This is a genomic window from Allobosea sp. 05T439, assembly GCF_056396005.1.
This window is the reverse complement of record NZ_JBFTKP010000057.1, coordinates 1-26,557: the sequence shown is the minus strand read 5'-3', so window position 1 is coordinate 26,557 and position 26,557 is coordinate 1. Positions and strand designations below refer to the sequence as shown.

The following is a 26,557-nucleotide window of genomic DNA, read 5'->3' as shown; positions in this document are numbered from 1 at the left end:
ATGCCCGCCTCACGGCGGGCATTTTGCATTTCAGGGCTGCTTTCACTTGAGCCGGAATCCGGCTGCGAACTCGTCCGAGCCGTGAAAGCCCGAGCTCAACCCCTCCTTGTCATCGGGGGCGACCTCGCCGCCACGAAATCCTGATTGGGTAAAACTTCCGCGCCAAGTCCGCGAGCTTGGCCTCTCGCGAGTCGACCGACCCAAGAGCGGACGCTCCAAACGCCGGGAATGGGTCGTTTCGGACGTGTCACCGTCGCTGGCTTCAGCTCTGCTTTCGGGCCGGAAGCCAGAGCCCGCTMATGGCGCCGAGCGGCTCGGCCTGAATGTCGACGTGCAGACGATGGACTGGGGCACCGTGCGCCTGGGCCTCGTCGGTGCTGGCCAGCCATTGCGCCGTCAGCGTCTCCATCTCCGGGCAAAAGCTGCTGGACGATGTCCAGCGCAGCGCTTGACCAGGCTGCCTATCGTCAGCACCATGCGGCATTGCACGACCTTGCCATGACAATCTTCGGCGGCAGGAGGTGGGGGTAGCGGATAGGCCGGCACTAATCCAAGGCTCCCCGGCACCCCTCCCCTGGGTGACACTGCCGGGTGCAGGAGACCCCGTAGCGCCAGGGCTCTCCCAAACTGGTGTCTACGGGGTTTTTCGCCAGAGGTTTCGAGTGAAAACCGACTGACCGAACGAAATCGCCGCTGCGGTGCTTCCCGCCCGCTATCGGCGCACGCTCGCACTTGGCTGTCTTGCCCCGCACACACGGAAAGTTGCCCCCCGCGGCTAGCGGCGATCATGTTCCTGGGAATGTGCGCCGAGGCCCGTGTCCTATTGAAACCGCTCGCCGCGTGGCCGGAGCGGCGCTGAAGGGTTCCTTGGGAGCGGAGGCGCACCGACTGGCTCATCCGATGTGATGTCGACAATCTCCCTCGTGCCTGCCTTCACCAGTACGACAATTCGCCCATCGACGATCACCATGCCAAAAGGCAAGGATCGAGCCTCGCCGTCGAGGCCCACGACCCGGATCGAACGAGGAACCACGTCGCCAAGCCGAGGGACCCACTTGGAGCCGTTTTCGGTTGATCCGAATTCGGCAGCCGCCAGAGCTAGGGGAAAGGATGTGAAAACGGCGATTCCACGCAGCAGCATCGGATTTCGCCTCATTTCTGGGTGCGGGAAACCATGACAATGACGGCCGGTAAAGCGCGCGGGTTGTCGCCGCCACCGGGGCGAAGCTGAAACCTCAGGAGCTGATGCCCAGGCTCATCCCGATGGACCCCAACGTTCCGAGCGCAAAAAACTCCAGTCGAACAGATGGTCCGCAGTCTTCGGATTGGCTTCATAAAATAACCGACCTCGAAACTAAAACACCTCGAGATACAATCTAAATCCATGTCACGAGACGCAAGGAACAGAGAAGTAGAAATACCGCAGAATGAGGCCAAGCAACCACTCGGCAACATGTGAAGCATGCCCGGAGCCATGAGAGACATGTCACCGACAAGCGAGCCGACGGCAACAAAGGCAGGGATGAGAGACATGATCGAGACACTGACGTCTCGCGTGTTGTCCTGATGCGCGAACGCGGTCCTGAAGGCCATCGGTCTGGTCCTTCCGATAATCCGATACCGAGAGTTATCGCCCTTCCCGCTTCTGGCTTAAATGCGCTTGATCACATTGGCGGACCAACACGCGGCGAGACGAACCTCGGGTTCGCTCGCAGAGCATGTCTCGCGCCGACAGTGCTCGGCGATGCTCCGATCGCCGCGCACGCCTTCCGGCACGATGCGGCTCTTCTCTACTGCCGAGKACCGCGCGGGGTCTCGACGGGATGGCCGCGGAATTCATGCAAGGGCCACCCACGCCACGTCGGCCGGGTGCGCCGCCGCCGAGACATAGGCGCCCATCTCCGCCTCAGCGGCAGTGAGACGAGCACCATCCGAAGCATCGCGGTCCTGGCCCGTCGATGCCGCATCAAACGGTAGCTACCTCGCGGAGCGGATTTCGACCGTGGCGGTTCGGCCCGACACGAGAAGCGTGCCGGGTGGGACTTCGTCGAGTGCAATGCGCACCGGCACGCGCTGCGCCAGCCGCACCCAGTTGAAGGTCGGATTGACGTCGGCGAGCAGATTGCTGCCCGCCCCGCGGTCGCGATCGTAGATGCCGGCCGCGATGCTTTCGACGCGACCGGTCAGGCGGGTGCCGTCGCCCATCAGGAGGATCGAAGCCGGATCGCCGACATGGATGCGCGAGAGCCTCGTCTCCTCGAAATAGCCCTCTACGCGCAACGTATCGGTATCGACCAGCGCCATGACGCCCTTGCCGGTGCTGACGAAACTGCCCGGACGCAGGTCCATATTGGTGATGACGCCGTTGACGGAGGCGCGTACCTCGCTGCGGTCGAGATTGAGCTGGGCGACACCGAGATCGGCCACGGCCTGTTCATGGGCCGCCTTGGCCACGAGCTGTGTCGCCCGCACCTCCTCCTGCCGCTGCCGGGACACAGCGTCGGCGCTCAACGTGTGATAGCGGTCGAAGTCGAGGTTCGCCTGTTCCAGCGACGCCTTCCGGCCGGCGACAACGGCTTCGGCCTGTTGCCGCGCCAGCTCGAACCGCGCGCGGTCGATCCGAAACAGCGGGTCGCCGCGTTTGACCGGCTGGTTGTCGCGGACGAGAACCTCGGTCACGAAACCCGATACGTCGGGCGCCACCACCACGATATCGGCTCGGACACGACCATCCCGCGTCCAGGGGGCGTCCATGTAGTAGCCCCAGAGCCAGTGTCCGACCACGATGGCAGCGAGTACGGCGATGCCCGTGATCGCGTAGCGGCCGTATGACGCAAGCAGGTCTTTCACGCCAGAATCCCCGAAGAGAGAAAGACGACCATGCCAAGGAGGCAGGCGAAGACGGCCAGATCGAACAACGCCCGATGCCAGACGTGTTGATAGAGGCCGATCCGGCGGAACAACCGCGAGAGCAGCGCCGACAGGACATACGCGATCACGAACCCCAGCAGCAGCGAGGGAACATAGACGCCGAAGATGTCGAGGTCCGTTCTCATGCGAGTTGCATCGCGATCACCGGGGACTGAGGCATATAGGGCGGTGCTTGCGGGAACAATCCGCGCCTGATGCCGACAAGCCCGATCAGGGCGTCTTCCTTGGCCCCGGCACCGGGATCGTCGACGACTGCGGTCAATGTGGTGTCGATATCGGCGAGCAGGCTCTCGGGCATCGCCCCTCCCGGATAGGCGCGGAACGTGGCGGCCAGCCTGTCGAGCAAGCCGTCGATCGCCCGGACGGTGTTCTCCGAGAGCTGATGACGCGCGCGGCGCAGGTCGATGATGTTGAGACCGACCCGCAATTGGCCGAGGTTCTCGACGTCGCGTCGCTCGATTTCAGGAATGGCGGCGAGCCGCTGCACGAGCTGGTCGAGGCGGGCGAGCATGGCGCCGACGAAATTGGCCCGGTCGCGCTTACCGCGATGTTCCGCCKCCAGGGCGAGCGCGACCCAGCCCTTCCGCAGGAGGCGAGCCACGATCCATTCCGTGCGGATCGAGCGCAGCGTCCGCATCACCGCAATGGCGGCGGATATGCCCAACACGAAGGCGATCGCCGAATTGACGAACGCCGCGAAGTCCGCCTGATAGGTGGATTGCAGCGCCAGCATCGTCGCGAAGTTGACGGCGAGCGCGGTGCCTATCGCCGTCGTCGAGGGCCGCGCGATCAGATAACCGAACAAGACGAGCGTCGGCGCCAGGGCCACGACGACCACCTCAATGTCCGAGATCCGCGGGAGCAACGCGAACAGGTAAATTCCGGCGACGATGATGGCGACGACCGCCCATCCCCCGAAACTGCGCATGCCGATCGCCGGGTCGTCCCGGGAGGCGAAGATCGAGCATGCCACCGCAGCCATCATCGGGGCGGAGGCGCCATCGTGCCAACCGGTGCCGATCCAGAATGCGCAGCAAAGCAGGATTGCTATGGCCGTGGCGGCTGCCGACCAGATGGCGAGCATGGGATCGCGATGCCGGGCGACCTCGGCCCCTGCCTCCGGATCGAACCGAAGGGTGACACGGGAGGGATCCCGGCCTTCGTCGATCGCGGAGCGGAGCAAGCGGCAGTCCTGCAAGAGATCGGCGAGTTCCAGCAGGCGGATCAGCAGACTGACGATCAGGACCTGGTCCCAGCTCGAGTCGGTGGAGAGCCCAAGGCGACGGGCCTCGATCTCCAACGACAGTTCGAGCGTCGGTTGCGTGACGGAGCCGTCGTCGGCGATCCATGCAGACAGGCGCTCGAAGAGCCGGGCGAGATCGGGTTCATCGTCGCGCAACCGGGGACCGAGTGCCGCGATCCGGTCGTTGATCGAGGCAAGGATCGGCACGAGCATCAGCATGTGCCGCCGGAGAATGCGCAATCCACGCGCGGCCTCGATGTCGGTCAGCCGGTCATGATCGAGGTGGCTCTCCATGGCTTCGATCTCGACTGCTTCCCTCAGGAGCCGCTGCAAATGCTGCTCCTGGCCGACCCCGCTGCCGGCGAGGGCCTCCCGCGACAGCTTGGCCGCGGTCGCGAGCCAGTAATCGAGCCGCTCGGAGATGACCGTGCCGCTGCTCTGCGGGAATACCGTCCCGGAGATGACCGCAGCGCAGATGATGCCCAGCGAGATTTCCTGAACGCGCGCGATCGCGGTGTCGAAGATGCTGCCGGGATCCGAGACGGACGGAAAGGCGATGATCGCAGCCGTATAGCCCGACAGAAGGAAAGCGTAACTGCGTGCCGTCCCGTCCAGCAGCGCAAGGCAAAGGCAGAGGCCGACCCATAACGCGATCGCCAGACACAGCAGTTCCGGTACGTTGACGAGGCTCGGCACCATGGCCATGGCGGCGACAGCGCCGATCACAGTCCCGAGCAGGCGGTAGATCGCCTTCGCGCTCGTCCCTCCGGCGAGGGGCTGCGAGGTGATGTAGACGGTGGCCATGGCCCAGGATGGGCGCGGGAGATCGATCCACAGCGCGATGACGAAGGCGAGTATGGCGGCGCCGAAGGTCTTGAGCGCGAAGATCAGGTCCGCGTGTCTGACCAGGAAGGGCCTGTCCGGGGGCATGTTCCGGTCTCTGAGGGCGTCGCGTTGGCATGGTTGCCCAATGATCGACGGACCGCAAGTCGAGCTGCGCATTCAGGATCCGGCCGCTCGGCGCGGATGTCGACGTGCAGACCTTGGACTTGGACACCGTCGTCCAGCGCCGCACCTCCAGGGAACCGGTTGAGCGCGGCGGCTGGAGCATTTTTCACACGAACTGGCCCGGTTCCTCCATCACCAATCGGGCGCGCCGAGATCGCCATGGAAGGCTTCGGCAAACCCGTCGGACAGCTGGTGACGCCGAATATCTTCGGGCTCGATCGCAATCTGCCAATCACCAAGCCCAATGCCGCACGCGCGAAACAGCTCCTCGAAGAGACAGATTAACAACTCAACCTTCCCTAGAGGGCGTTAATACAAAAACACCAAAGGAGCCAAAAACAGGACGTAGTTCGTGATCATATTCTCTTGATTTCGATTTAGACATTTGATAGCGAGCCGAAATTACTACGATTACTATCGACAGTGTAGGAAATTCGAATATGACAATCCCCCCAAGTGATGCGGAGGTGACGTTTCGACGGGTCACGTCTGCAAATGTCTCTGAAATTTGTGAACTGAGCGAGACCCTGCCCGAAGAACAGAGGGATTTTGTCGCGGACAACGGGTCGTCGATTGCAGAAGGATTCTGTTCGGAATCGGCTTGGTTCCGTGGAGTTTATGCGGGTGATGTCTTGATCGGTTTCGTGATGGTGCACGAAGGATCGGATTGGGACGATGGGATCGACTGCCCTGGCCCTTACTTGTGGCGTTTCATGATCGCCAGGCCTTTTCAGAACCGCGGCTTTGGAAAGCAGGCAATCTCCAAGATCGCTGCGCGCCTCCGATCGCGGGGTATCAGAGAACTTTACACGAGCTTTGGCCTTGGGCCGGGCAGCCCGCAGGCATTCTATGAAAAGCTCGGCTTTTCTCCCACCGGCGGAATGTTCGACGAGGAGATCGAAGTCGTCCTTTCGCTCGTGGATCGGTGAACGGGCACCCCAGGACATCCTGACGGCGTCCTCCCCGCTGTTCTGGAACGTCCGCCGGGGCTGACGCCCTGCCCTGTCGATGGGGACGAGCGATCGCGCTCGGAGCCTGACAGCAAACCCGCCGGAGCGATCCGGCGGGCTTTTGCGTCACGTCCGCTTCGGCAGCCCGAGGCAGCCGTACACGGGCAGCGACCATAAACTCATGTGGCCATCCCACCAGTGTTGGCTCTTGGAAGGGGACAGTGTGAACCTCGGCCTGGCCGGAGGCGTTCCTGCAGGGCAGCAAACTCGATCTCGACCTCGAGGAATGCCGCGGCTGACATAGCCAGCGAAGCTTCCGCAACGAGATGCGGGCGTCATCGCAGGGGACGCTCCCTCCTCCGCGGGACGACGGTGCCGCGAGGACTGGCTCGGAGCCCCGCACCGGACAGATCGTGCCACGCGTCGCGTGCTCCACCCCCGCTGAGTTGGTCCCCCCTGAAGGATGTCTTGTGTCAGACAGGAGGACCGCCATACCGAAGAAGCGTCACAAGCCGGAAGAGATCAGCGACTACCGGATCACCAGAACAGGGATTGTCGTCCTCGCCAGAACCTCTGATGTCTGACTGCCGAGCAAGACCTTCTGCACACCACGCCGGCCATGAGAGGACATGACGATAAGATCACAGCCATTGAGCTTGGCCGATCGGACRATTGCCTCGGCAGGCGAATCATCAATTTCGTGCTCCAGATCCACCGTAACGCCGTGTTTGGACGCGTGTTGTTCGATGGACGCAAATCGTTCCTTCATCAGCGCATCAATCTGGTGGTCGTAGCCCCCGATGGGATCACCGACGCCGCTAAGTCGGGCTGCGCGTGCCATGTCCGGGCTCAGGGGCTCCGACACGGTCAGAACGGTGACTTTCGCCCCGAGCGGCTTGGCGAGGGCCAGGCCATGTTCAAGTCCCTTGCGAGCAAGTTCGGAGCCGTCTGTTGCGATGAGAATGTGTTTGTACATTTGTCTCTCCGTCAGCAATCGCATTGGCATTCTGGATGACAGTGATCCGAAGACAAGCATACGCTGCCGAGCGTCGTGACGATCGCGCTGATGTGCCTAAGCAGATCCCGCAGGCCGCCAGCGGCCTCGGCCTGTGCGCGACGCCGGTTGCGCCAGGCCGGCCAACAGGCGTTGTGGTTCCAGACCTTACCGGGTGCGCACGCGATGGCGCAGCACGTCGCCGCGCGAACGGCCGACGTGGTCCGGCGAATGTCAGCTCCCCGCCCCTCTCGGTCGTTGTGCTCGCATGGCAGCCGCCCGGCAACTCGCGCCATTCAGGCCGATGCCATTTCGAATTCACGCGCGAGGAGCCCTGGAGCAACGGGCCTGACCTTCGAGCCGGAAGCTCGTCGGCGACAGCAGCCTGAACGCCGAGGAGACTGTCATCGGTCAAGCCCGGTGTTCATGGTGTTCGCGAAGGATTAAAGTGCCCCTGCGGGGCTGTTGATCCAATGGGACGAAGCAGGCCTGGTCTCCGCTGGTTCGCTCCCGAGGAAAGCCAGGGAGGATCACGCAATGAACCGAAGGATCCGTTTGCATCCGCGCGCCGCGCTTTTGAGGTCCGCGCTCGGCCTTCTCGCCGCGATGGCCGTGACAGGTGTTGCGGCGCCTGTCGCCTCGGCGGAGGACGACGCCCGGAGCATCGTGAAGGGGATGGCGGACTATCTCAGCCGCCAGGAGAACCTGTCCGTGAAGTTCGATGCCGACGTCGAGGTGGTGACGCCTGCCGTTGAGAAGATCCAGTTCAGCGCCTCGGGTGAGGTCACCATGAGCCGCCCGAACAAATTTCGCATCAGCCGGACCGGCGGCTATGCCGATGTCGAACTGATCTCAGACGGTTCAAACGTGACGGTCTTTGACCGCGGCGGCAACCGGTTCGCACAGGTTCCCGCCGTCGGTTCCTTCGACACCGTGGTCGACAAGCTCCGAAACGAAACCCTGCTCGAAATTCCAGGGGCGGACCTTCTTCTGTCGAAGCCCTACGACGCGCTGATGGCMGGGGTGCTGGAGGCCAAGCATCTCGGCCGCGGCATCGTCGGGGGCGTCGAATGCGAACATCTCGCCTTCCGCAATCTGGACACCGACTGGCAGCTCTGGGTCGAGGTCGGTGACCGGCCGCTGCCGTGCAAATACGTCATCACGAGCAAGGCCGTTGGTGCCGCGCCCCAGTACACGCTGCGGCTCAGGGATTGGAAGACCGGCGTCAGCCCGGCACCGGATGCGTTCGCTTTCAAGCCGCCGGAAGGCGCCAGCGGCGTTGCGATCACCTTGCTCAAAGACATTGACGAAATTCCAGCCGGCGTCGTTCCCGGAGGTCAGAAATGAACAAGTCAGCCTTGAAATTCATGTCCCGCGCCGCGCTCGCAGTGCTGGCCGGCGGCGCTGCCCTGCTCTGGAGCGGAGACATCTCCGTTCCATCGGCCGCGTTCACCAGTCAGGCGGAGGCGAGGGTCGGGCGACCGTTGACGCCGATGAGTTACGCCGGCGTGGCCCGCCGGACCACCCGCAGGAGCGCCGCCTACGGGGCCGCCGGAGCCGCGGCGGCTGGGGCCTATTATTACGCMCCAGGCTGCCAGCAGGTCGTGAACTCCTACGGCCAGATCGTCTACCAATGTCCGTAGTCGGCCTGCTCTCCGGAGGCGTATCGATCGCGGCTTCCACCAGGGCGGCGGCTTAGTGATGGCTCGCTTGCTTTCGGTCAATGTGGGCCTGCCACGCGACATTCCGTGGCAGGGCAAGACCGTCCACACCGCCGTTTGGAAAAGTCCGGTTCAGGGCCCGCGCGCGGTACGTCGGCTCAACATCGATGGGGATGGGCAAGGAGACCTTGCCGGGCACGGCGGCGAGCACCGGGCTGTTTTGGTCTACCAATTGGACTCCTATCGCTTTTGGCAAGCTGAGCTGGGCCGGGACGACTTCTCCTATGGACAGTTCGGAGAAAATTTCACGGTCGATGGCTTGCCGGATGGTGAGGTCTGCATTGGCGACCGTTACAGGATCGGCAGCGCCCTGTTCGAAGTGACGCAGCCGCGCGTCACTTGCTACCGGGTCGGTCTTCGCATGAACGAGCCGCAATTGGCCGCGCTGCTAGTGGCGCGTGGCAGGCCCGGTTTCTATCTGCGTGTTCTGGAGGAAGGCCAGGTCGAAGCGGGCGATGAGATCGTCCAGGTCGGAATCGGCGCCGAGCGGATCACCGTCGCCGAGATCGATGCGCTGCTCTATAGGCCCGGTCACCCCAGCAGCCTGATCGAGCGGGCGCTGCGCATCCCCGCACTGAGCGCAGGCTGGCGCGCATCCTTCCAGGCGCTGCTCGCGCAAGAGCAGAGCAGCAGCGCGACGACGGGAAATGCCGGGCTCGCTCCGGTGTCCGGGCCGCCGCCAGCATGGGCGGGTTTCCGCCCGCTGCGGGTGTCGCGCAAGATTCGCGAGAGCGGCGGCGTGATCTCTCTGGCGCTTGAGCCCGTAGATGAACAGCCCCTGACGGCTGCTCTTCCCGGTCAGTTTGTCGTGCTGCGCCTGAGGCCGGCCCCGGTCGCGCCGGCGCTGATGCGCAGCTACTCCTTGTCGGGCGAACCCAGCGACCGCAACTATCGCGTCAGCGTAAAGCGGGAACCGCACGGCGTGGCGGGCACCTATATCGACGAAGCGGTGCAGATTGGCGACGTGCTGGACGTGAGCGCGCCACGAGGCAACTTCACGCTTCGGTTGGACGATAGCCCCGTTGTCCTCCTAAGTGCGGGGGTGGGGGCGACTCCCGTCCTGTCGATGCTCCACGCATTGGCGGCCGAAGCATCGCCACGGGACGTCTGGTGGCTGCACGGGGCCCGCCGCGGCCGTGAGCACCCTTTTGCTCAGGAGACCCGAACCCTGCTCGAAGCCCTGGCCCACGGCCACCGCCACATACGCTACAGCGCGCCCGATCCCGAGGACCGGCCGGGCGTGGATTTCGATGCTTATGGACGTTTGGACATCGGGGTGCTTCGGGATCTGGACGTCCCGCGCAATGCCGACTTCTTTATCTGCGGGCCGTCGGCCTTCATGAGCAACCTGACCGCAGGCCTTGCAGCCTGGGGCATCGCTGAAGACCGTATCCATACTGAGCGGTTCGGCGCAGGTCCGTCGAATAACCCGGGAATCGTCGCCTCGCCGCAGCGGCCGCCGCACTTGCCGCCGCACCTGCCTCCTGGGCCTTCCGCTGCGGGGCCGATGGTTTCGTTCGCCCGGAGCGGCTTGAGCGTCCCTTGGGGGCCGGCGTTTCAGAGCCTTCTGGAGCTTGCCGAAGCCTGCGACATCCCCACGCGGTGGTCTTGCCGAACGGGGGTCTGCCACTCCTGTGAAACCGGGCTTGTGGCTGGGAAAGTGGCCTACCGGCCCGAGCCGATCGATCCACCAGCCGGCGTCAATGTGCTGATCTGCTGTTCCCAGCCTCTGGGCGATGTCGTCATCGATCTGTGACGGAACTGAGTATCCGCTTTCCGATCCTGGCCGGACGGCAAAGATTGGGTGTTCGCAACCAGGGCAACCGGCAGTCGGCAGTCGGGACGAACGGGATTTCCCGGGCCGCGCGCAATCAGGGCGCGCGGCGCGACGACCATGCTGGATCATCTGTGATTGCATGCTTTGCCCCGAAAACCGCAATCCACTTTTCGGGCCGATGCTTCAGGCAGCCTGGCTTGTGCTCAAACTGGCCATCTCGATGGTGTCTTTGACGATCTGTCTGATCTCGTCGCCGGAGAGCGTGTCCTGCTCCCGGAAACGCGCGGAGAGTGCATCCAGGGCAGGCTCATGGGCGCGCAGCAGCGTGAGAGCCGCCGCGTAGCATTCGCGCAGCAGTTCTTCGACTTCGTCATCGACGCGCTGCTTTGAATTCTCCGAGATCGGTCGGGCCGAAAACGCGCTGCCGCCGTCGACACGGCTGGCCATCGTCGAGCCCATGCCAAAGCGGGTGATCATATCACGGGCTATCTTGGTCGCCTCGTGGATGTCCGCGGCAGCCCCGCTCGTGATGGCGTCATCGCCAAACTTGATTTCCTCGGCAGCCCGGCCCGCCATCGTGACGATCAGTTCGGCCTTCAGCTTCGACTTGCGGAGCAGCACACGGTCCTTCAGCGGCAGCATGGCGATATGCCCAAGCGAGCGTCCGCGGGGAGCCACGGTGCCTTTGTGGATCGGGTCGCATTCCGGCTGCAGGACGTTGGCCAATGCGTGCCCTGCTTCATGCACGATGATCGTTTCCATCTCGCCCGGATCGATCATCAGGCCGTGGCGCTGGTCGCCGCCGAGCAGTTTGGCGTCACGCGCGTCCTCGAAATCCGCCATCCTGACCTGATGGTCGCCGCGCTTGCCGGCACGCAATGCAGCCTCATTCACCAGGGTCGCCAGATCGGCTCCCGAGAAACCGGGTGTTCCGCGTGCGACCGTCGCGAAATCGACGTCTGCGGCGATCTCGACGTCGCGCGCCGAAACCAAAAGGATCCGCTCACGGGCCATCTGGTCGGGTGCCGGCACAGTGATGTGCAGATCAAAGCGCCCGGCCCTCACCAGCGCCGGGTCAAGGACATCAATGCGGTTGGTCGCGCCAATGATGACGATGCCCGCGGAGGACCCGAGCCCGTCAAGCTGGGTCAGCAGCTCGTTGAGCGTGTTGGCGGAATCGTTTTCCACCGAGCTCGAGCCATCGGAGCGCCGCTTTCCCACCGAGTCGATCTCGTCGATGAAGAGAATGCAGGGAGCGCGTTTGCGCAGCTGTTTGAAGATCGAGCGCACGCGTGCGGCGCCCACACCGGCAAACATCTCCTGGAAAGCAGAGCCGGAGACCGAAAGAAAGGGAACGCCAGCCTCGCCCKCCACCGCCTTGGCCAGCAGAGTCTTGCCGTTACCTGGATCACCTTCGAGCAGAACCCCGCTCCTTGCCCGAGCACCAACGGCTTCGAACTTCGACGGGTCCTTCAGATAAGCCACGATGTCCCGGAGAGCCTGCTTGCCCTCGTCAGCTCCCGCGACGTGATCGAACCGGGTGAACGATTTCGGGTCGCCAGGTTTGATGAACTCACCGATCTTCGACTTGCTGCGGACAGTGCGGAGCAACCAGACGGCCATTCCAACGATCAGGGCCAGCACCAGGACTTGCGCCACCAGCCCGAAAATCCCCAATGACAGGCTGAGCGCACTGACCTCGGGACTGCCGAATTCCACGTCCGTGCCGCTCTTTGCCAGATCTATCGCCCAGGCCTGAGACACCGGCGTCCGAATGACGGCCGTGCGGCCATCCATCGTCGTCACCCGCGCCTGGCGATCATCGAGGAGCCGGACGCTCTTCAGCTGACCGGCCTCGGCGAGCTTCAGCGTCTCGGCAAACGAGATCTCGGCCGGTCGATATTCGGGGGCCGCCGATGCGAGCACCGGCGTGCCCAGCACGAGCGCGAGGGTGAGGACGCGGAGAAGATGAAGCATGTGAGCCCGGACTTTGAATCGACCCTGACGAGCGTCGCACGCCTCGGGAAAGAGTAAACAACTCGTTAATTTTATCCTTAAGATTGGGGCTCGGAGATGGCCGAGCCTCTCCCCGAGCTTCGGACAGTGCCTGAAGCGACGCGTCCGCGTCAGCGCAATGCCGCAAATGGACCAGGCGCCTGCGACTTCGGTGGGGGTCGGGCTGGCAGGTCGCTGGGCAGGCCTGGGCTGGCCCTTTGCCGGCATCCAGGGAGTTTACTTTCGGGCAGTCTGGCTGGCGCGCTCGGCAATAGGCAAAGGAGGCCCTTAGCTGACGTCCACAACGTCAGCCAAGGGCGTCTCGGTTATGTGCCAATCCACGTCGCAATTGTCAGCCTCTTACGTCGTGTCAGCGACTGAGCTCAATCTCAACCGGACTCTCAGGCGGCCGAGGCGCCTTGTCGTCAGCGAAAGACGTTCGGGGGCAGCGGCGGCTCCGCACTGAGCAGCGTGATCGTCACCCGTTGGTTCGGCGCGATGTAGGGATTGTCGGGGAAGACCGGCTCGGTGTCGGCGCGTCCCACCACGGAAGCGAAGCGGTCGTTGGGGAGCCCGGCACCCGACAGGATCCCGCGCACGGCGAGCGCGCGCCCGGCGGAGAGGCTCCAGGAATCGACGGCCCGCACCGAGCCCGGGCGCGCGGCGGCCGTGTGGCCCGTGACAGACAGTTGGTTGGGCAGTCCGCGCAGGGTGGGCGCGAGCGCCACCAGCACGCGACGGGTGCGCTCGTGGGGGTCGACCGAGCCCTCGGGGAACATGGACCGGCCGAGCTCGTCCGCGAGGGAAACGTTCAAGCCCTCCTTGGTCGGCTCGATCACGATGTTGCGCGACAGCTCGGCTATTTCGGGCATGTTCTGGAGCGCCTGCCGGAGGCTGGCTACGGCGCTGTGCTGGGCCTGCGCGCCGGCGGCCGGGCGGCTGACTTCGCGGTCGCTGGCGCGGCCCGAGCTGGTCCGGCGCGCTCCGTCCTCCTGCTCCGTGATGCCCCTCGCCGCGTCGCGGGGCGCCGACGACCTGTTGCCCGACTTGTCCAGGGCGGTACCCATCAGGACGCCGCCAGCGCCACTGGTGCTCGCACTCACAGCCCCCGGCGTGAAGTATTCCGCCAGGCCGATCTTCTGCTCCTGCGTCGTCATGCTGATCAGCCACATCAGCAGAAAGAACGCCATCATGGCGGTCACGAAGTCCGCATAGGCGATCTTCCAGGCCCCGCCATGGTGCGCATGAGCGGCCTTCTTGACCTTCTTGATGATAATCGGCTGGGCGGGCTTGGCCATCGAGTCCCTACTGGAGATTGGGTCAGATGTTGGCGGGCAGATCGGCGGTTGCCGCTTCCACTTCGCTGAAGGTCGGGCGGACGTCGCTCATCAGAGCCTTGCGAGCAAATTCTACCGCCATCACCGGCGGCTGGCCGCTGATATGGGCGAGGAGGCCCGCCTTGAGTGAAAGGTAGTACTTGGATTCCGCCTCGAAGATGCTCCTGAGCGACTGCGCCATGGGCCCGAAGAAGCCGTAGGCGACGAAGACGCCGAAGAAGGTGCCTACGAGCGCGCCGCCGATCAGATGTCCCAGCACCTCCGGCGGCTCGGTGATCGACCCCATCGTCTTGATCACGCCGAGAACGGCGGCGACGATGCCGAGCGCTGGTGTCCCGTCGGCGATCGACTGCATGGCCGCAACGATGCGCTCCTGCTCCTGGTGGTGCGTTTCCAGTTCCTCGTCCATGAGAGCGTCCATCTCGTGGACGTTGTCGGCACCCATCGTCAACATGCGCATGTAGTCGCAGACGAACTCGACCGCATGATGGTTCGCTGCAAAAGTCGGGAAGGCGTTGAACAGCGTCGACTCGCTCGGATCTTCAATGTGCTGCTCGACCGCGAGCAGGCCCTTCTGCTTCGCAAGCTTGTACAAGGAATACTGCATCGCCAGCAGTTCGACATAGGCTTCCGGCTTGTACTTGGAGCCCTTCATGAGCGTGCCGAACATGGCGGGCACGGCCTTGAGCACCGGCGCGGTGTTGCCGATGATGAAGGCACCGACCGCTGCACCGAGGATGATAACAAATTCGAACGGCTGCCAAAGGACGAGGAGTTTGCCGCCCATCGCCGCATAGCCGCCGAAGACGCAGACAAGGACGATGATTGTGCCGACGATCAGCCGCATAGATCTGCTTCCCTGCGCCGCAGCAGGTGCAGCCTGCGCTAATTCACTACTAGTCCAGCGAATTGACCGATCGAGGTTAAGGGCGAGTTTACAGCCATTCGCCCGCAGGTTTGTAAGCGTCGTGCTCCGGCTACGGCTTGAGGCTTGGGGCGGCAGGGTAGGCCCAGGGGAGAAAATCGGGCTGCAATGAGTCTCCGCCAATCCTGGTGATCGGCGTCCAAAAGGGGACCGTTTCCCGGGATCATCCACGCTACGCCGCTTTGCTGTGGCGCGGCGAGGCCGAGGATGACGCGCGTGGCCTCGACGAACGAGCCGGACTGGTCCAGCTCAGCCGCTTCCATCTCTGCACCTCGTTCTCACTGGCGACCGGCATGAGCCCGCATGAATGGCTGACGACGCTGAGGATGCGCTGCGCTTGCGAGTTGCTGGAACGGGCCGATAGGCCGGTGATCACCATAGCGGGCGCGAAGAAAAGTCATAGGCCTCCGCGACGACGGGCGGCTCCCGGCCGTGGAACCCGATCATCGTCTCGCTGAACAGCGAGGCCTCGTCCGGATGCCGGCCGAGATAGTCGAAGACCGGCACGCCCTGCGCCTTCTCGAACGCCGTCCTGCCGCTCTGCAAGGAATAGGCGATGTCGTCGAAGGCCCCCGCGAACCAGGGGCTGCCGGCGGTAAGGATGGTGGCCCGCGCCGAACCGGGCGCGCCCGTCTTCAGCGCCTCCCCCAGCGTCCGGACCGACCCCGCACGGAATGACCACCGGCCGGGTTCCGAGACGTCGCGTCTGGCAGCATTTGTCGCTGGTCATCCCCTGGTCGCACAAGCGGCACGTCGTGGCGATTATGCGACGCCCACCATCGCCCTCGCGGTCCGACGCGTTTGGAACGGACCATGTGGAATCTCCGGCGGAGCAAAACTGTCGGAACTGGCGCGATCCCAGCGGCTGTACCAATCGGCKAGCTCCGGAAACTCGTTTCCGCCCAGCAGAAATCCCTCCGGCAGATAGGGGAAGGCCTCGTTGCCATCGAGGAACTCGTTGTCCTTCTGTCTGAACATGAAGTGATAGGGCATGAAGTCGCTGGGATGGCTGAGGCCCGCCGCACCCGCGATTTCGCCGAGCGCGTGCATGGTGTTGCGATGAAAGCGCGCGACGCGGTCGCTTTTGTCGCCGACATCTATCGCGCTCTGGCGGCGCTGGTCCTGTGTCGCGATACCGACTGGGCAGCGATTGGTGTGGCAAGACTGGGCCTGGATGCAGCCGATTGCGAACATGAAGCCGCGCGCCGCGTTGCACCAGTCCGCCCCGAGCGCGAGCGTGCGGGCGATGTCGAAGGCTGACACGATCTTGCCAGCCGCCCCGATCCTGACCTGATCGCGGATGCCGGCGCCCCGCAGCGTGTTGTGGACGAAGGTCAGCCCTTCCAGCATCGGCATGCCGACGCGGTTGGCGAATTCGACGGGAGCGGCGCCAGTGCCACCCTCCGCGCCGTCCACKACAATGAAATCGGGTACGATGCCGGTGTTGAGCATGGCCTTGACCATACTCATGAATTCGCGGCGATGGCCGATGCAAAGCTTGAGGCCGACCGGCTTGCCGCCGGAAAGCTCGCGCAGTTCACCGACGAATTGCATCAGCCCCGTCGGGGTGGAAAAGGTGCTGTGGGCCACAGGCGATATGCAGTCTACGCCCATCGCAATGCCTCGCGCCTCGGCGATCTCGGGTGAGATCTTGGAAGCTGGCAGCATGCCGCCATGACCCGGTTTGGCGCCTTGGCTGAGTTTGATTTCGATCATCTTGATCTGCGGATCAGCAGCCAGTTCCGCAAAACGTTCGGGAGAGAAGCTGCCATCTTCGTTGCGGCAGCCGAAATAGCCCGACGCCACTTGGAAAATCAGGTCCCCGCCGCCTTGCCGATGATAGCGGCTGATGCTGCCTTCGCCGGTGTCATGTGCGAAGCCGCCCTTCCTCGCGCCAGTGTTGAGCGCCAGAATGGCGTTGGCAGAGAGCGAGCCGAAACTCATGGCCGAGATGTTGTAGATGCTGGCCTCGTAGGGATGCCTGCAGGCAGGTCCGCCGATCCGGACGCGAAAATCGGTGTCGACAATGGCCGTCGGCGCGGCCGAATGGGTCAACCACGCATAGCCGGAACCGTAGACGTTCTCAGAGGTGCCAAAAGGCAGCTTGTCCTCGTCGCCCTTGGCGCGCCGGTAGACCAGGGCGCGGTCCTGCCGGCTGAACGGAACTTCGTCATGGTCGCTTTCGATGATGTATTGCCGGATTTCCGGCCGGATGCTTTCCATCAGAAAGCGCAGATGCCCGATCACTGGATAGTTGCGCAGAATCGAATGCTTGTGCTGGCGCATATCATGAACGCCCAGAAGGACCAGCGCGCCCGCAATCACCGCCGGGACAAGCAGCCACCCGCTATAGGCGAGCCCCCCGGCAAGCGAGGCGGCAAGAGCGAGCATGGCAAGGACAAATACCGCATAGCGTTGATTCAGCAGAGCATTTTTTAGCATGATGTCCTGACGCAATGCGTGGTCGGTGTACGTTGAACGCGGGAAATTCGGGGTTTCCTGAAGAGACGGCGGCAAACGGCGCCGTCCTCTTCTTCGAGACCGAATCTGGACGATCTCATCCCGAATATAGCCCTCCTGATCGACCGCGCGCCACACAGCTTGGCTCTGCCACGCGGGCAGGATTCGGCAGGTCTGTGAACAGCGTTCCGAGAGTTTCGCTGCGAAGCTCAAGAACACCCTCCGCCTGGTTCAGTTGGCGTAGAGTTTGACGAAGCGTACTGCGTGCCGACGGGCCGAGCGCGTGTTGGGATGCCGCGAGGCGTGACGATGCGCCACGGACGTCAGCTTCCTGGCAAGGCCCCAACGTCCGGACCTGGCGCAATTCTGATGCAGCGCCAAGCGCTACGGACGGACGAGGCTTTCCGTGCCGCGCTGCCGCGGTGGGGTGACACCGGCCGTAACCATCGGCTGTTTCTCGAAGCGCACCGTCTTCCGGACAGGCCGGACCGAAGCCATGACGATCAAAGGCGCTCACCAATCAAGCGCATCCCTGATTACGCCCCCTGCACCGCTTCGACGATGCTCACGTCGGAGCTGGTGGGGATCACCCGCGTCAGGCGGAAGCCGGCCTTGGCGAGGAGCTGGCGGTATTCCTCCTCCGTTCGCTCCTGGCCGCCGGGCAGCACCAGCATCACCATGTCGAGCACCTTGCCGGGATGGGGCGTGTCGCCGGCGGGCAGCACCATCTCCACCAGCAGCAGCCGTCCGTCGGGCTGCATGGCCTTGCGGACATGGCGCAGGATGGTGAGGCACTGCTCCTCGCTCCAGTCGTGGATGACGTGGGACAGCACATAAGCGTCGCCGCCGGCGGGAACCGTCTCGAAGAAGTTGCCTGGCTCGATCGCCACGCGCGCCTGCACGCCCCGTTCCGCCAGCAGGGCCGGCGCGTCGGCCACCACATGGGGCCGGTCGAACAGGATGCCGCGCGGCCCCTCGTGCCGCGCCAGGATCGCCGCGATCAGGTTKCCGGTGGCGCCGCCGACGTCGACGACGGTGCCGAAGGCCGAAAAGTCATAGGCCTCCGCGACAGCGGGCGGCTCCCGGCCGTGGAAGCCGACCATCGTCTCGCTGAAGAGCGAGGCCTCGTCCGGATGCTGGCCGAGATAGTCGAAGACCGGCACGCCCTGCGCCTTCTCGAACGCGGTCCTGCCGGTCTGCAAGGAATAGGCGATGTCGTCGAAGGCCCCCGCGAACCAGGGGCTGCCGGCGGTGAGGATGGTGGCCCGCGCCGAACCGGGCGCGCCCGTCTTCAGCGCCTCCCCCAGCGCCGTCAGGGCAAAGCGCTGGCCGGCCTGCTCGGCAAGCAGGCCCAGGCTGGCGAGGCAGCGCATGAAGCGATGGAGCGAGGGCGCATGGAGCCGCAGCGGGCCGGCCAGCTCCTCGGCACTGCGAGGGCCGGTGGCCAGGTGGTCGGCGAGGTCCAGCCTCGCGGCTGCGTAGACCAGACGCGAGACCCAGGCGGCCGTCGCCATCTGGATCAGCGTGACATGCGGGGGAGGCTCCTGCGCTGCCGCGGGAGGCGCAAGGGTCGATGCGGCGTGGGGCGTGTCGTCCATGGTGCTCTCCCGAGAGGCCGAGGATGGACTGGTGGCGCAACACTGAAGCATCGGCCCGAAATGTGGATTGCGGTCTTCGGGGCAGAGCCGATGCAAGCACAAAAGATGAGATCATCGGATCGGATGCGATGTCCGATCGAATAATCCAGGATATCACGGCCGGCCAATGCCGGCACGACATTGATGAGGTTGAACCATGCCTTCGGGGAGGCAGACGGGTTCGCGATCTGCTGCGGTTCCAGCGCGGTGGGAACGACGGGGGCGCATCATCGGCGGCCTTGAGCTCGCAATCGGCCTCGCTGCCTCGATGACGAGAGCCGCCGAATGAGTGTGCTCGACGACCTTACGGCGTCCGAGAACCCTGCGGGCGTGGCGGCACGATGAAGCCTCCCGATTGATGCGCCCAGAGGTCGGCGTAGAGCCCGCCGCGATCGAGCAATTCCGCATGGGAGCCCTGCTCGGCAATGCGCCCGCCATCCATGACCACAAGGCGGTCCATGAGTTGCAGCGTCGAGAGGCGATGCGCGATCGCGATGACGGTCTTCCCGCGCATCAGATCCGCGAGCGCATCCTGGATCGCGGCCTCGACCTGCGAGTCGAGCGATGACGTCGCCTCGTCAAGCAGGAGAATCGGGGCGTCCTTCAGGATCACCCGCGCGATCGCGATGCGCTGGCGCTGCCCGCCGGAGAGCTTGACGCCGCGCTCGCCGACGAAGGCCTCGTATCCATGGCGCCCCTTGCCGTCCACCAGCGTCTCGATGAAGCCGTCCGCCTGCGCCTTCCGGGCCGCGTCACGCATCATMCACTCATCGGCATCCTGGCGGGCGTAAAGGATGTTCTCGCCGATCGAGCGATGCAACAGCGACGAATCCTGAGCCACCAGCGCGATCCGTGCGCGCAGCGACTCCTCGGTGACGCAGGCGATATCCTGGCCGTCGATCAGAATTCGGCCCGATTGCGGCTCATAGAAGCGGAGCAGCAGATTGACGAGCGTGGACTTGCCCGCGCCCGAGCGCCCGACCAGACCGACCTTTTCGCCGGCGCCAACGGTCAAGGATAGCCCCTCCACCACGCGGTGCGGCTTCATGTAGTGAAAATGCAGATCCTCGAAACGGATCTCTCCATGGGGAGCCTCGAGCGGACGCGCGTCAGGCTTGTCGAGCTGGCTCAGCGGCTGCGCGATCGTCTTCATTCCTTCCTGCACGATGCCGATATTCTMGAAAATGCCCGCAATTTCGAATGCCACCCAACCCGACATGGCGATGATCTGGGTTGTCAGAAGAAGGGCGGTCGTCAACGTGCCCGCGTCGACCCGGCCCTCGGAGAAAAGCCAGACGCCGATCCCGCCGGTCGTCACCAGCAGGATCGCGTTGAGGCAGACCAGGCAGAAGACATAGACGGTATTGAGCCGTTGCTGGCGGGCGAAAGCGGCCTGGAAGCGCAGGAAGCCGTCGCGCACATAGGTGTCATCATCGGTCCGGCGCCCGAACAGCTTGACCGTCATGATGTTGGTGAACGTGTCGACGACCTTGCCGGCGATGGCGGAGCGCGTCTCCGAGGTCTCGCGCGACCGGACCTGCACCTTCGGCAACGTGTAGGCGAGGAGTGCACCGTAGAGCAGAAACCAGACCAACATCGGCGCGGCGAGGCGAATGTCCTGCGTGCCGAGAAGACCGATCGCGGTCGCGCCGAAAACCAGGATCTGCCAGACCGCGCGCACGAAGGAGACGATACTCTCTCGCAGCGGCCGGGCCGTCTGCATGACCCGGCTGGCCAACCGCCCGGCGAAGTCGTCATGAAAGAAGGAAAGCGGCTGGCGCACGACGTGCCAGTAATTCTGCCAGTGAACCAGCGTCGTGAAAGAGACGGCGATCGAGTGGTTCACGAGCAGGCGAAACAGGATCGTGCCCAGCGGCCGGACGACGAGCACGATCGCCGCCATGACCAGAAGAAGCTGGCCGGCAGCGTCGAAAACGCGCTCGCGTGGGACCGATGACAGGATCGAGACGAGGCGCCCAATCAGATAAGGCACCACGGCCTCAAGGACGGCGAGCACAAAGCCGACCACGAACAGCGCTGCGAACAGGCCCTTCGCCTGGCGGACGAAGTGCCAATAGAACGTTCGCAGTCCGCTGGGAGGCTCGCCCGGAGGCGATGCTGTCGAATCAACAAGTGAATCGAAGAAGTTGAACATCGTTCCTTATGATTGCTGCGGCGCCGCCCTTGCAACCTCGAATGGTCGCCGTCAAAGCGCTCGGATCTGCCAAACCAGTCTCGCTACAGCGGATGCGGTCTGGCGATGAAGCGGGATGTGGCTTGCGCGACTCTCACCGCGACATCGCCTTGATCCGGGAGGCAAAGACCCGCCTCCCCCTCGGCTTGGCCATGATCGATGCGTTGGTCCTTGTAGACGAACTGCGGATCGACCAACTCGCCGTACCGAGCCCCGTTCGGGGGCGTGATCTCATCGCGCAATGGCCGCGGCCAGCAAGGCTTCGAACGAGGCTCATTCCGTTGTTTGGATTCGACGTCATGAATCGGAGTTTTGTCCCGATCCGCCCCCCGTATCCCTTTGCTCAGGTCGACGAACGACATCGCTGGCCGAAAGAACGCTGATGGAAGGATGTTTTCCTATGAGCAAAGCAGATGACAACAAGGCCGTCGTCGGCCGTTGGTTCACCGAATTCTGGGGCAAGGACGTCAATCTTGCTGTGATCGATGAGATCGCGGCGCCCGATATGCTCCTGAAGTATTCGCTGCACGAGCCTCGCCGCGGCCGCGCCGACATCAAGGCCTTCATGACCGACTTCCGGGCGGCGTTTCCGGACCTCAACTTCTGGGGCACCGCCGACCTGATCGCCGAGGGCGACTATGTCGTCGGCCAGTGGGAAGGCGGCGGCACGCATACGGGGGCGGCCTTCGACGATTTCCTGGTCGGCTATGAGGCCCTTCCCGCCGCCACCGGCCGCAAGATGCATTTCACCGGCACGACGGTCCTGAAGGTGGTGGACGGCAAGATCGTCGAGGAGATCGGCCTGGACGACGGGCTCACCGCCATGACGCAGCTCGGCCTCGTCACGGCTGCCTGATCCCGATCGTGCCGAGCCTGCGGGCGGCGCGGCCTGTCATCGGCACCACCACCGAGAGGCCTGCACATGATTGTGCGGGCCTCTTTGTGCCGGGCCTGGCCCGCTCGCGGTTTTCTTGGCGATCTCGGATTTCTTGGCGCTCGCGGATGGGCGCGGCGCATCCATTGCAGAAATCGGGTGGGAGACATCCGATTTGAAAGCAAGGATCGGAGTGTCGCGAACGTCGATCAGGTGCACGGTCGGGCCAGGATGTTCCGAGATGACAACAATGACCATCTTCGCAAAGCTCACGCCCAGGCACAGCGCCAGGCAAAGCGCATTTCCCCTCACGGTCGCGGACGACCCGCGCTGGGCGCGCATCGTCGCTCGCGACAAGACCGCTGACGGGCAGCTCTGGTACAGCGTCTCGACGACAGGAGTGTATTGCCGCCCGTCTTGCCCATCGCGGACGGCCAATCCGAATAACGTCACGCTTCACGAGACGCTGGAGCGCGCGCGAGCGACGGGTTTTCGCCCCTGCAAGCGCTGCAACCCCGACGGAGTGTCGTCAGAGGCCGGGAACGCCACCCTGGTCGCCAAGGCTTGTCGGATCATCGAGGATAGCGAGGAGGAACCGTCGCTGGAGGCTCTTTCCCTCGCGGTTGGGCGCAGTCCCGGTTATTTCCACCGCATCTTCAAGGCGACGACCGGCCTGACCCCGAAGGATTATGCTGCGGCAGATCGCTCCAGGAAGGTCCGCGAGGGTCTCCGCGCCGGCCATAGCGTGACCGAGGCGATCTATGACGCGGGCTTCAATTCAAGCGGCCGCTTCTACGAGAAGTCGACCGGGATGCTCGGCATGACCCCGTCACGATTTCGCGCCGGCGGAGCCAATGAGGAGATCAGGTTCGCCATCGGGCAGACGTCGCTTGGGGCGCTTCTGGTCGCGTCGAGCAAGAAGGGCGTCGCCTCGATCCTGCTCGGCGACGATCCCGATGAACTCCTCCGGGATCTTCAGGACAGGTTTCCCAGGGCCCGCCTGATCGGTGCGGATCGCGAATACGAGGCGTTGATCTCTCGCGTCGTCGGGTTCGTCGAGAATCCCGGCCTCGGCCTCGATCTTCCGCTCGATGTCCGCGGCACCGCATTCCAGCGTCGCGTCTGGCGGGCCCTGCAGGAGATTCCGGTCGGAGCGAGGGTGTCCTATTCAGAGATCGCTCGCCGCATCGGATCACCGAACTCGGTGCGCGCCGTGGCTGGCGCATGCGCAGCGAACACCCTGGCTGTAGCGATCCCCTGCCATCGTGTCGTGCGCAATGACGGAGCGCTCTCGGGCTATGCCTGGGGTGTCGAGCGCAAGCGAACCCTTCTCGATCGCGAGGCTGCCCGGACGGCGTAAGCCTGCGGCCGCCCCGCCGAATGCCTGACAAGATTGGTCCTCGATGAATTTCTTTGCGCGCTACGATGACTCGGTCGTCTTCCTGACGAAGCTCGACGAGGACTGGGCCAGGCTAATTGCCCGGGTTGGCCCATGCCGGCACGATCCCAAGGCCGCCCGCGAGCCCTATGAAGCGCTGGTGCGCGCCATCGCCTATCAGCAGCTGACGGCCAAAGCCGGGGACGCGATCATCGGCCGCCTCAAGGCGCTCTTTGATGGCCAGGCCTTTCCGAACCCTGAGGATCTCATTGCGGCGGAATTCGATGCACTGCGAGCCTGCGGCTTCTCCGCCAGCAAGATCGCAACCATCAAGGCCATTGCGGAAGGCGACGACGGGCGTGATCCCTGCGCGCGATATCGCAATCCAGATGGACGACGAAGATATCATCGCCCGCATGATTGCCATCAAGGGCGTCGGCCGTTGGACGGTCGAGATGCTGCTGATGTACTCGCTGGAGCGTATGGACATCCTTCCGGCAGACGATTTCGGGGTTCGCGAAGGCTACCGCGCGCTGAAATCGCTTGATGAGCAGCCCAAGCCCAGGGCATTGCGCGAGATCTCGAAGGCCTGGGCGCCCCATCGCACGGTCGCCTCCTGGTATCTCTGGCGAATGCCGCGCGAGCGCGGAAACACGTTGAAATAGGCCCGTCATGCTCGATTTGTTTGAAACGCTCGATACGCAGGAACCATCGACCGAGATCATGGCCGACGGCGCGATGCTGCTGCGTGGCGCCGCGCTGCCCTTCGAGGCGGACTTGCTCAGCGCCCTGGCTGATATCACCGAACAGGCCCCCTTCCGGCACATGGTCACGCCCGGGGGCTTCGTCATGTCCGTGGCCATGACCAATTGCGGGGCGGCTGGATGGGTCACGGACCGGACCGGCTATCGCTATGATCGCAACGATCCCGAGACCGGGCGCCCGTGGCCACCCATGCCGGATTGCTTCCTCGAGCTCGCGATCACGGCCGCCGCACGCGCCGGTTATCCTGATTTTCGACCTGATGCCTGCCTGATCAATCGCTACGAGCCAGGCGCCCGGCTTTCTCTTCATCAGGACAGGAACGAGCGCGATTTCGCCAATCCGATCGTCTCGGTCTCGCTCGGCTTGCCCGCGACATTCCAGTTCGGCGGCCTGAAGCGAAACGACCCGGTGAAGAAATATGCGCTTCGGCACGGCGATGTCGCCGTGTGGGGCGGACCATCTCGCCTGTTCTATCACGGTGTTCCCGAGCTGAAGGATGGCGTTCACGGAACCGTCGGGCGCATGCGTATCAATCTGACGTTCCGCGGCGCGTTGTAGCGCGATCCTGGATTTCCGTTGCCGGCCATGATCGGCGTGATGCCGGGATAGCCTTGTGAGCCACTGGATGATCATTCGACGGGTCGATCTGTAGCCGTCAGGTTGCTGCAGCCTGGCGCGCTCGGGGACCGATACGAGGACGTTTTCGCGATGTTTTCGAGCGGCGGTTTCAACGCCAGGACGAGCCGGCGCAGACTCCCTGGGACGGAGGACGCGATTGGCGCGCTCGTCGCGCTTGCGAAGGACGACCCGGACAAGGCGCTTGTCATGAGCCATATCGGCCAACTCGTGGCCGGCGGTTTCGCAGTCTGGGAGTTGCTCGAAACCGGGGAGGTCGAGGTCCGCTTCCCCTCCGGGGAAACCTATCTTCTGGCCGAGACCACGATCCTCAGACTCGCCTGACCAGCTGCGTCCGCGGACGCCCGGTGCGAGACCCTTCCTGCATCCCGTGGCCAGGCGCATCACGCCGCTCGGCCTCTTCCTCCATCACGCAAGTGAAGCAGCCGTTCCGGCGATCGCGCGCCTGAAGGCGCCAGCGCGCCAAACGAGCAGCGGAGTCATCCGCGGCGCCACCGCTTTGCCTCCGCGGGCTATTCCGCGCAGGCACGGGTCGCCGCCTATGCCCCCACCGATTGCGGCCCACCAGACTATTCGTTCAGAAAATCACTAAACGCTATGCGTGCCTGAGATGAATGATCGTAAGGGTCGGGTTGCTGAGCCGCCTCTCTGCGCATCCTCCTGAGAGGCTGGTGTGGTGGCAGGCTACCCATTAGCAGACGTTCCGAAGGTCGAGGGCGGATGGCCGAAAGGGGACTGAACGGCGACAGGCGGACCAAAGCAGCTACGACAGCGCTATGCCGATCTGCCCCATGACGGGAAAGCGTGACTGTGAAACAGTCTGCACAGACGTTGCGCCTGCCCAGAGAGCTTTGATGAGCCATTCCACCAACTACCGCACCACGCTGATCACCGTGGCGGCGGATTGCGCGGCCCTGCTGAGCGCGCCTCCGGCAAAGCCAGGCACAGTCGCTGGGATGCAGTACGAGATGCTGGCAGCGCGGCCCTATCAACTGACTTCAGACGAACTTCTGCGGGCGGTCGAGCAAGCGCGCAAAGGAGCGGATGCTGCGGCGCGGCTATTCGACAAGCCGCAAGCCTGTTTGCGCGCCTCGCCACTGGTGAAGCAATACGGTTTCGGTCTGCATCATGATGCCGAGGCGCGCGTGGCGCTCGTGCCGGTGGAAAGCGATGAATACGCACGCCTGTTGGCCGATCCTGAGGTTAAAAAGCGGCCGGGAATGCGGTCATCTCGCAATTAGCGGACCGTTCCCGCTGTTCCCGATCATCGCAATCCAAATACCGGACAATGTGCATGGCTATGCCGCTCATCATCATCGGTTTCAGCTTCCCTGCCTGCGCCCGGGGCTGGGAAGAGGACGTGGCTCATCTCGGTTCCGATAGTGCTGAGCTGCCGGGTGAGGAGCACGCTCACCAAATGCCCGGAACGAGCCGCCATCGGACCCGCGCGGCGTAGTCCGAATAGCCTGCAAGCTCGGCCTGGAGAATGCGATCCTCCGTAATGGCGCGATAGAGCAGGAATGGCAGGCTGAAGATCACGATGAGCGCAGCCGCGAGCCACGATCCCAGTGCGGGTCCGCTTGCCACCGAGGCTGTGTGAAAAGAGCCGAGTCGGCTAGGATTCCTGGAGGTGATGCTCCGGGAGCTTAGATGAAGCGCTTCGTTGAGACTGAAGACCGTCGGCAGGGTGTCCTGCTTCCCGAGTATCTTGACGACTACGTGTCGGAGAACA

Annotated in this window: 23 protein-coding genes and 2 pseudogenes; 12 read left to right on the top strand and 13 right to left on the bottom strand. The window is 64.0% G+C overall.

Annotated features, from left to right (window positions below):
* Window positions 1–262 precede the first annotated feature (262 nt).
* The 4 genes from AC1DIO_RS32385 to AC1DIO_RS32370 all read right to left on the bottom strand — a co-directional run bounded on the left by AC1DIO_RS32385 (window position 263) and on the right by AC1DIO_RS32370 (window position 5,104).
* A complete protein-coding gene (locus AC1DIO_RS32385) occupies window positions 263–409 on the bottom strand; it encodes a hypothetical protein (protein WP_476854687.1) in 147 nt (48 codons plus the stop codon).
* A gap of 1,568 nt (window positions 410–1,977) precedes the next feature.
* Complete coding sequence (locus tag AC1DIO_RS32380; RefSeq protein WP_441493804.1) at window positions 1,978–2,850, bottom strand: efflux RND transporter periplasmic adaptor subunit; 873 nt, start codon at window positions 2,848–2,850, stop codon at window positions 1,978–1,980.
* Window positions 2,847–3,056 (bottom strand): DUF1656 domain-containing protein, encoded by a 210-nt coding sequence (locus tag AC1DIO_RS32375; protein WP_441493803.1) that lies wholly within the window; start codon window positions 3,054–3,056, stop codon window positions 2,847–2,849. The genes AC1DIO_RS32380 and AC1DIO_RS32375 overlap by 4 nt, the downstream gene beginning before the upstream one ends.
* Window positions 3,053–5,104, bottom strand: a complete 2,052-nt coding sequence (locus AC1DIO_RS32370) for an FUSC family protein (RefSeq protein WP_476854686.1) — start codon at window positions 5,102–5,104, stop codon at window positions 3,053–3,055. The genes AC1DIO_RS32375 and AC1DIO_RS32370 overlap by 4 nt, the downstream gene beginning before the upstream one ends.
* 237 nt (window positions 5,105–5,341) lie before the next feature.
* Here AC1DIO_RS32370 and AC1DIO_RS32365 point away from each other — a divergent pair, with 237 nt between their 5' ends.
* Both AC1DIO_RS32365 and AC1DIO_RS32360 read left to right on the top strand, forming a co-directional pair.
* The gene (locus tag AC1DIO_RS32365) at window positions 5,342–5,467 is read left to right on the top strand and encodes a hypothetical protein (RefSeq protein WP_476771029.1); all 126 of its coding nucleotides are present in this window, start codon (window positions 5,342–5,344) and stop codon (window positions 5,465–5,467) included.
* A 155-nt stretch (window positions 5,468–5,622) separates the two neighbouring features.
* On the top strand, window positions 5,623–6,111 hold the full coding sequence (locus AC1DIO_RS32360) for a GNAT family N-acetyltransferase (protein WP_441493800.1): 489 nt from the start codon (window positions 5,623–5,625) through the stop codon (window positions 6,109–6,111).
* A gap of 550 nt (window positions 6,112–6,661) precedes the next feature.
* Here AC1DIO_RS32360 and AC1DIO_RS32355 read toward each other — a convergent pair.
* A complete protein-coding gene (locus AC1DIO_RS32355) occupies window positions 6,662–7,108 on the bottom strand; it encodes a universal stress protein (RefSeq protein WP_441493799.1) in 447 nt (148 codons plus the stop codon).
* Between the two features lie 555 nt (window positions 7,109–7,663).
* On the opposite strand from AC1DIO_RS32355, the gene AC1DIO_RS32350 reads away from it, so the two are divergent.
* The 3 genes from AC1DIO_RS32350 to AC1DIO_RS32340 are packed head-to-tail and all read left to right on the top strand — an operon-like array spanning window position 7,664 to window position 10,603.
* Window positions 7,664–8,473, top strand: coding sequence for a DUF2092 domain-containing protein (locus AC1DIO_RS32350; RefSeq protein WP_441493798.1), 810 nt, complete (start codon window positions 7,664–7,666; stop codon window positions 8,471–8,473).
* Window positions 8,470–8,769, top strand: coding sequence for a hypothetical protein (locus AC1DIO_RS32345; RefSeq protein ID WP_441507180.1), 300 nt, complete (start codon window positions 8,470–8,472; stop codon window positions 8,767–8,769). The genes AC1DIO_RS32350 and AC1DIO_RS32345 overlap by 4 nt, the downstream gene beginning before the upstream one ends.
* Before the next feature lie 58 nt (window positions 8,770–8,827).
* Window positions 8,828–10,603, top strand: a complete 1,776-nt coding sequence (locus AC1DIO_RS32340) for an MOSC domain-containing protein (protein ID WP_441493796.1) — start codon at window positions 8,828–8,830, stop codon at window positions 10,601–10,603.
* A 204-nt stretch (window positions 10,604–10,807) separates the two neighbouring features.
* On the opposite strand, the gene AC1DIO_RS32335 is transcribed toward AC1DIO_RS32340, so the two are convergent.
* From AC1DIO_RS32335 to AC1DIO_RS32305, 7 genes are all read right to left on the bottom strand, one after another.
* Window positions 10,808–12,847 carry an ATP-dependent metallopeptidase FtsH/Yme1/Tma family protein gene (locus tag AC1DIO_RS32335; protein ID WP_476854685.1) on the bottom strand — a complete coding sequence of 680 codons (2,040 nt, stop codon included), beginning with the start codon at window positions 12,845–12,847 and terminating at the stop codon, window positions 10,808–10,810.
* 197 nt (window positions 12,848–13,044) lie between these two features.
* Window positions 13,045–13,917: a flagellar motor protein MotB gene (locus AC1DIO_RS32330; protein WP_441493794.1), complete on the bottom strand. Its 873-nt coding sequence runs from the start codon at window positions 13,915–13,917 to the stop codon at window positions 13,045–13,047.
* A 22-nt stretch (window positions 13,918–13,939) separates the two neighbouring features.
* Complete coding sequence (gene motA, locus AC1DIO_RS32325) at window positions 13,940–15,004, bottom strand: flagellar motor stator protein MotA (protein WP_476776434.1); 1,065 nt, start codon at window positions 15,002–15,004, stop codon at window positions 13,940–13,942.
* Window positions 15,005–15,253: 249 nt separating this feature from the next.
* Complete coding sequence (locus AC1DIO_RS32320) at window positions 15,254–15,427, bottom strand: hypothetical protein (protein ID WP_441507176.1); 174 nt, start codon at window positions 15,425–15,427, stop codon at window positions 15,254–15,256.
* A 216-nt stretch (window positions 15,428–15,643) separates the two neighbouring features.
* Window positions 15,644–17,323, bottom strand: a complete 1,680-nt coding sequence (locus AC1DIO_RS32315) for an FMN-binding glutamate synthase family protein (RefSeq protein ID WP_441507225.1) — start codon at window positions 17,321–17,323, stop codon at window positions 15,644–15,646.
* 554 nt (window positions 17,324–17,877) lie between these two features.
* Window positions 17,878–18,939, bottom strand: coding sequence for a methyltransferase (locus tag AC1DIO_RS32310; RefSeq protein WP_476834370.1), 1,062 nt, complete (start codon window positions 18,937–18,939; stop codon window positions 17,878–17,880).
* Between the two features lie 343 nt (window positions 18,940–19,282).
* Complete coding sequence (locus tag AC1DIO_RS32305) at window positions 19,283–21,133, bottom strand: ABC transporter ATP-binding protein (protein WP_476854684.1); 1,851 nt, start codon at window positions 21,131–21,133, stop codon at window positions 19,283–19,285.
* Between the two features lie 439 nt (window positions 21,134–21,572).
* Between AC1DIO_RS32305 and AC1DIO_RS32300 the strand changes: the two genes are divergently transcribed.
* The 7 genes and pseudogenes from AC1DIO_RS32300 (at window position 21,573) to AC1DIO_RS32270 (ending at window position 26,066) form a co-directional block, all read left to right on the top strand.
* Window positions 21,573–22,028: an ester cyclase gene (locus AC1DIO_RS32300; protein ID WP_441507172.1), complete on the top strand. Its 456-nt coding sequence runs from the start codon at window positions 21,573–21,575 to the stop codon at window positions 22,026–22,028.
* Window positions 22,029–22,296: 268 nt separating this feature from the next.
* Window positions 22,297–23,406: a bifunctional DNA-binding transcriptional regulator/O6-methylguanine-DNA methyltransferase Ada gene (gene ada / locus AC1DIO_RS32295; protein ID WP_476776464.1), complete on the top strand. Its 1,110-nt coding sequence runs from the start codon at window positions 22,297–22,299 to the stop codon at window positions 23,404–23,406.
* Window positions 23,407–23,449: 43 nt separating this feature from the next.
* A pseudogene (locus AC1DIO_RS32290) lies at window positions 23,450–23,710 on the top strand (hypothetical protein); the annotation flags it as partial.
* Between the two features lie 103 nt (window positions 23,711–23,813).
* Entirely contained in the window at window positions 23,814–24,089 is a 276-nt protein-coding gene (locus AC1DIO_RS32285) for a DNA-3-methyladenine glycosylase family protein (RefSeq protein WP_476854688.1), read from the top strand.
* Window positions 24,090–24,096: 7 nt separating this feature from the next.
* A complete protein-coding gene (gene alkB / locus AC1DIO_RS32280; protein ID WP_441507170.1) occupies window positions 24,097–24,747 on the top strand; it encodes a DNA oxidative demethylase AlkB in 651 nt (216 codons plus the stop codon).
* A gap of 150 nt (window positions 24,748–24,897) precedes the next feature.
* Complete coding sequence (locus AC1DIO_RS32275) at window positions 24,898–25,149, top strand: hypothetical protein (protein ID WP_441507169.1); 252 nt, start codon at window positions 24,898–24,900, stop codon at window positions 25,147–25,149.
* Window positions 25,150–25,679: 530 nt separating this feature from the next.
* A complete protein-coding gene (locus AC1DIO_RS32270) occupies window positions 25,680–26,066 on the top strand; it encodes a DUF6157 family protein (protein WP_441507168.1) in 387 nt (128 codons plus the stop codon).
* 169 nt (window positions 26,067–26,235) lie between these two features.
* On the opposite strand, the pseudogene AC1DIO_RS32265 reads toward AC1DIO_RS32270, so the two are convergent.
* A pseudogene (locus tag AC1DIO_RS32265) lies at window positions 26,236–26,557 on the bottom strand (hypothetical protein); the annotation flags it as partial.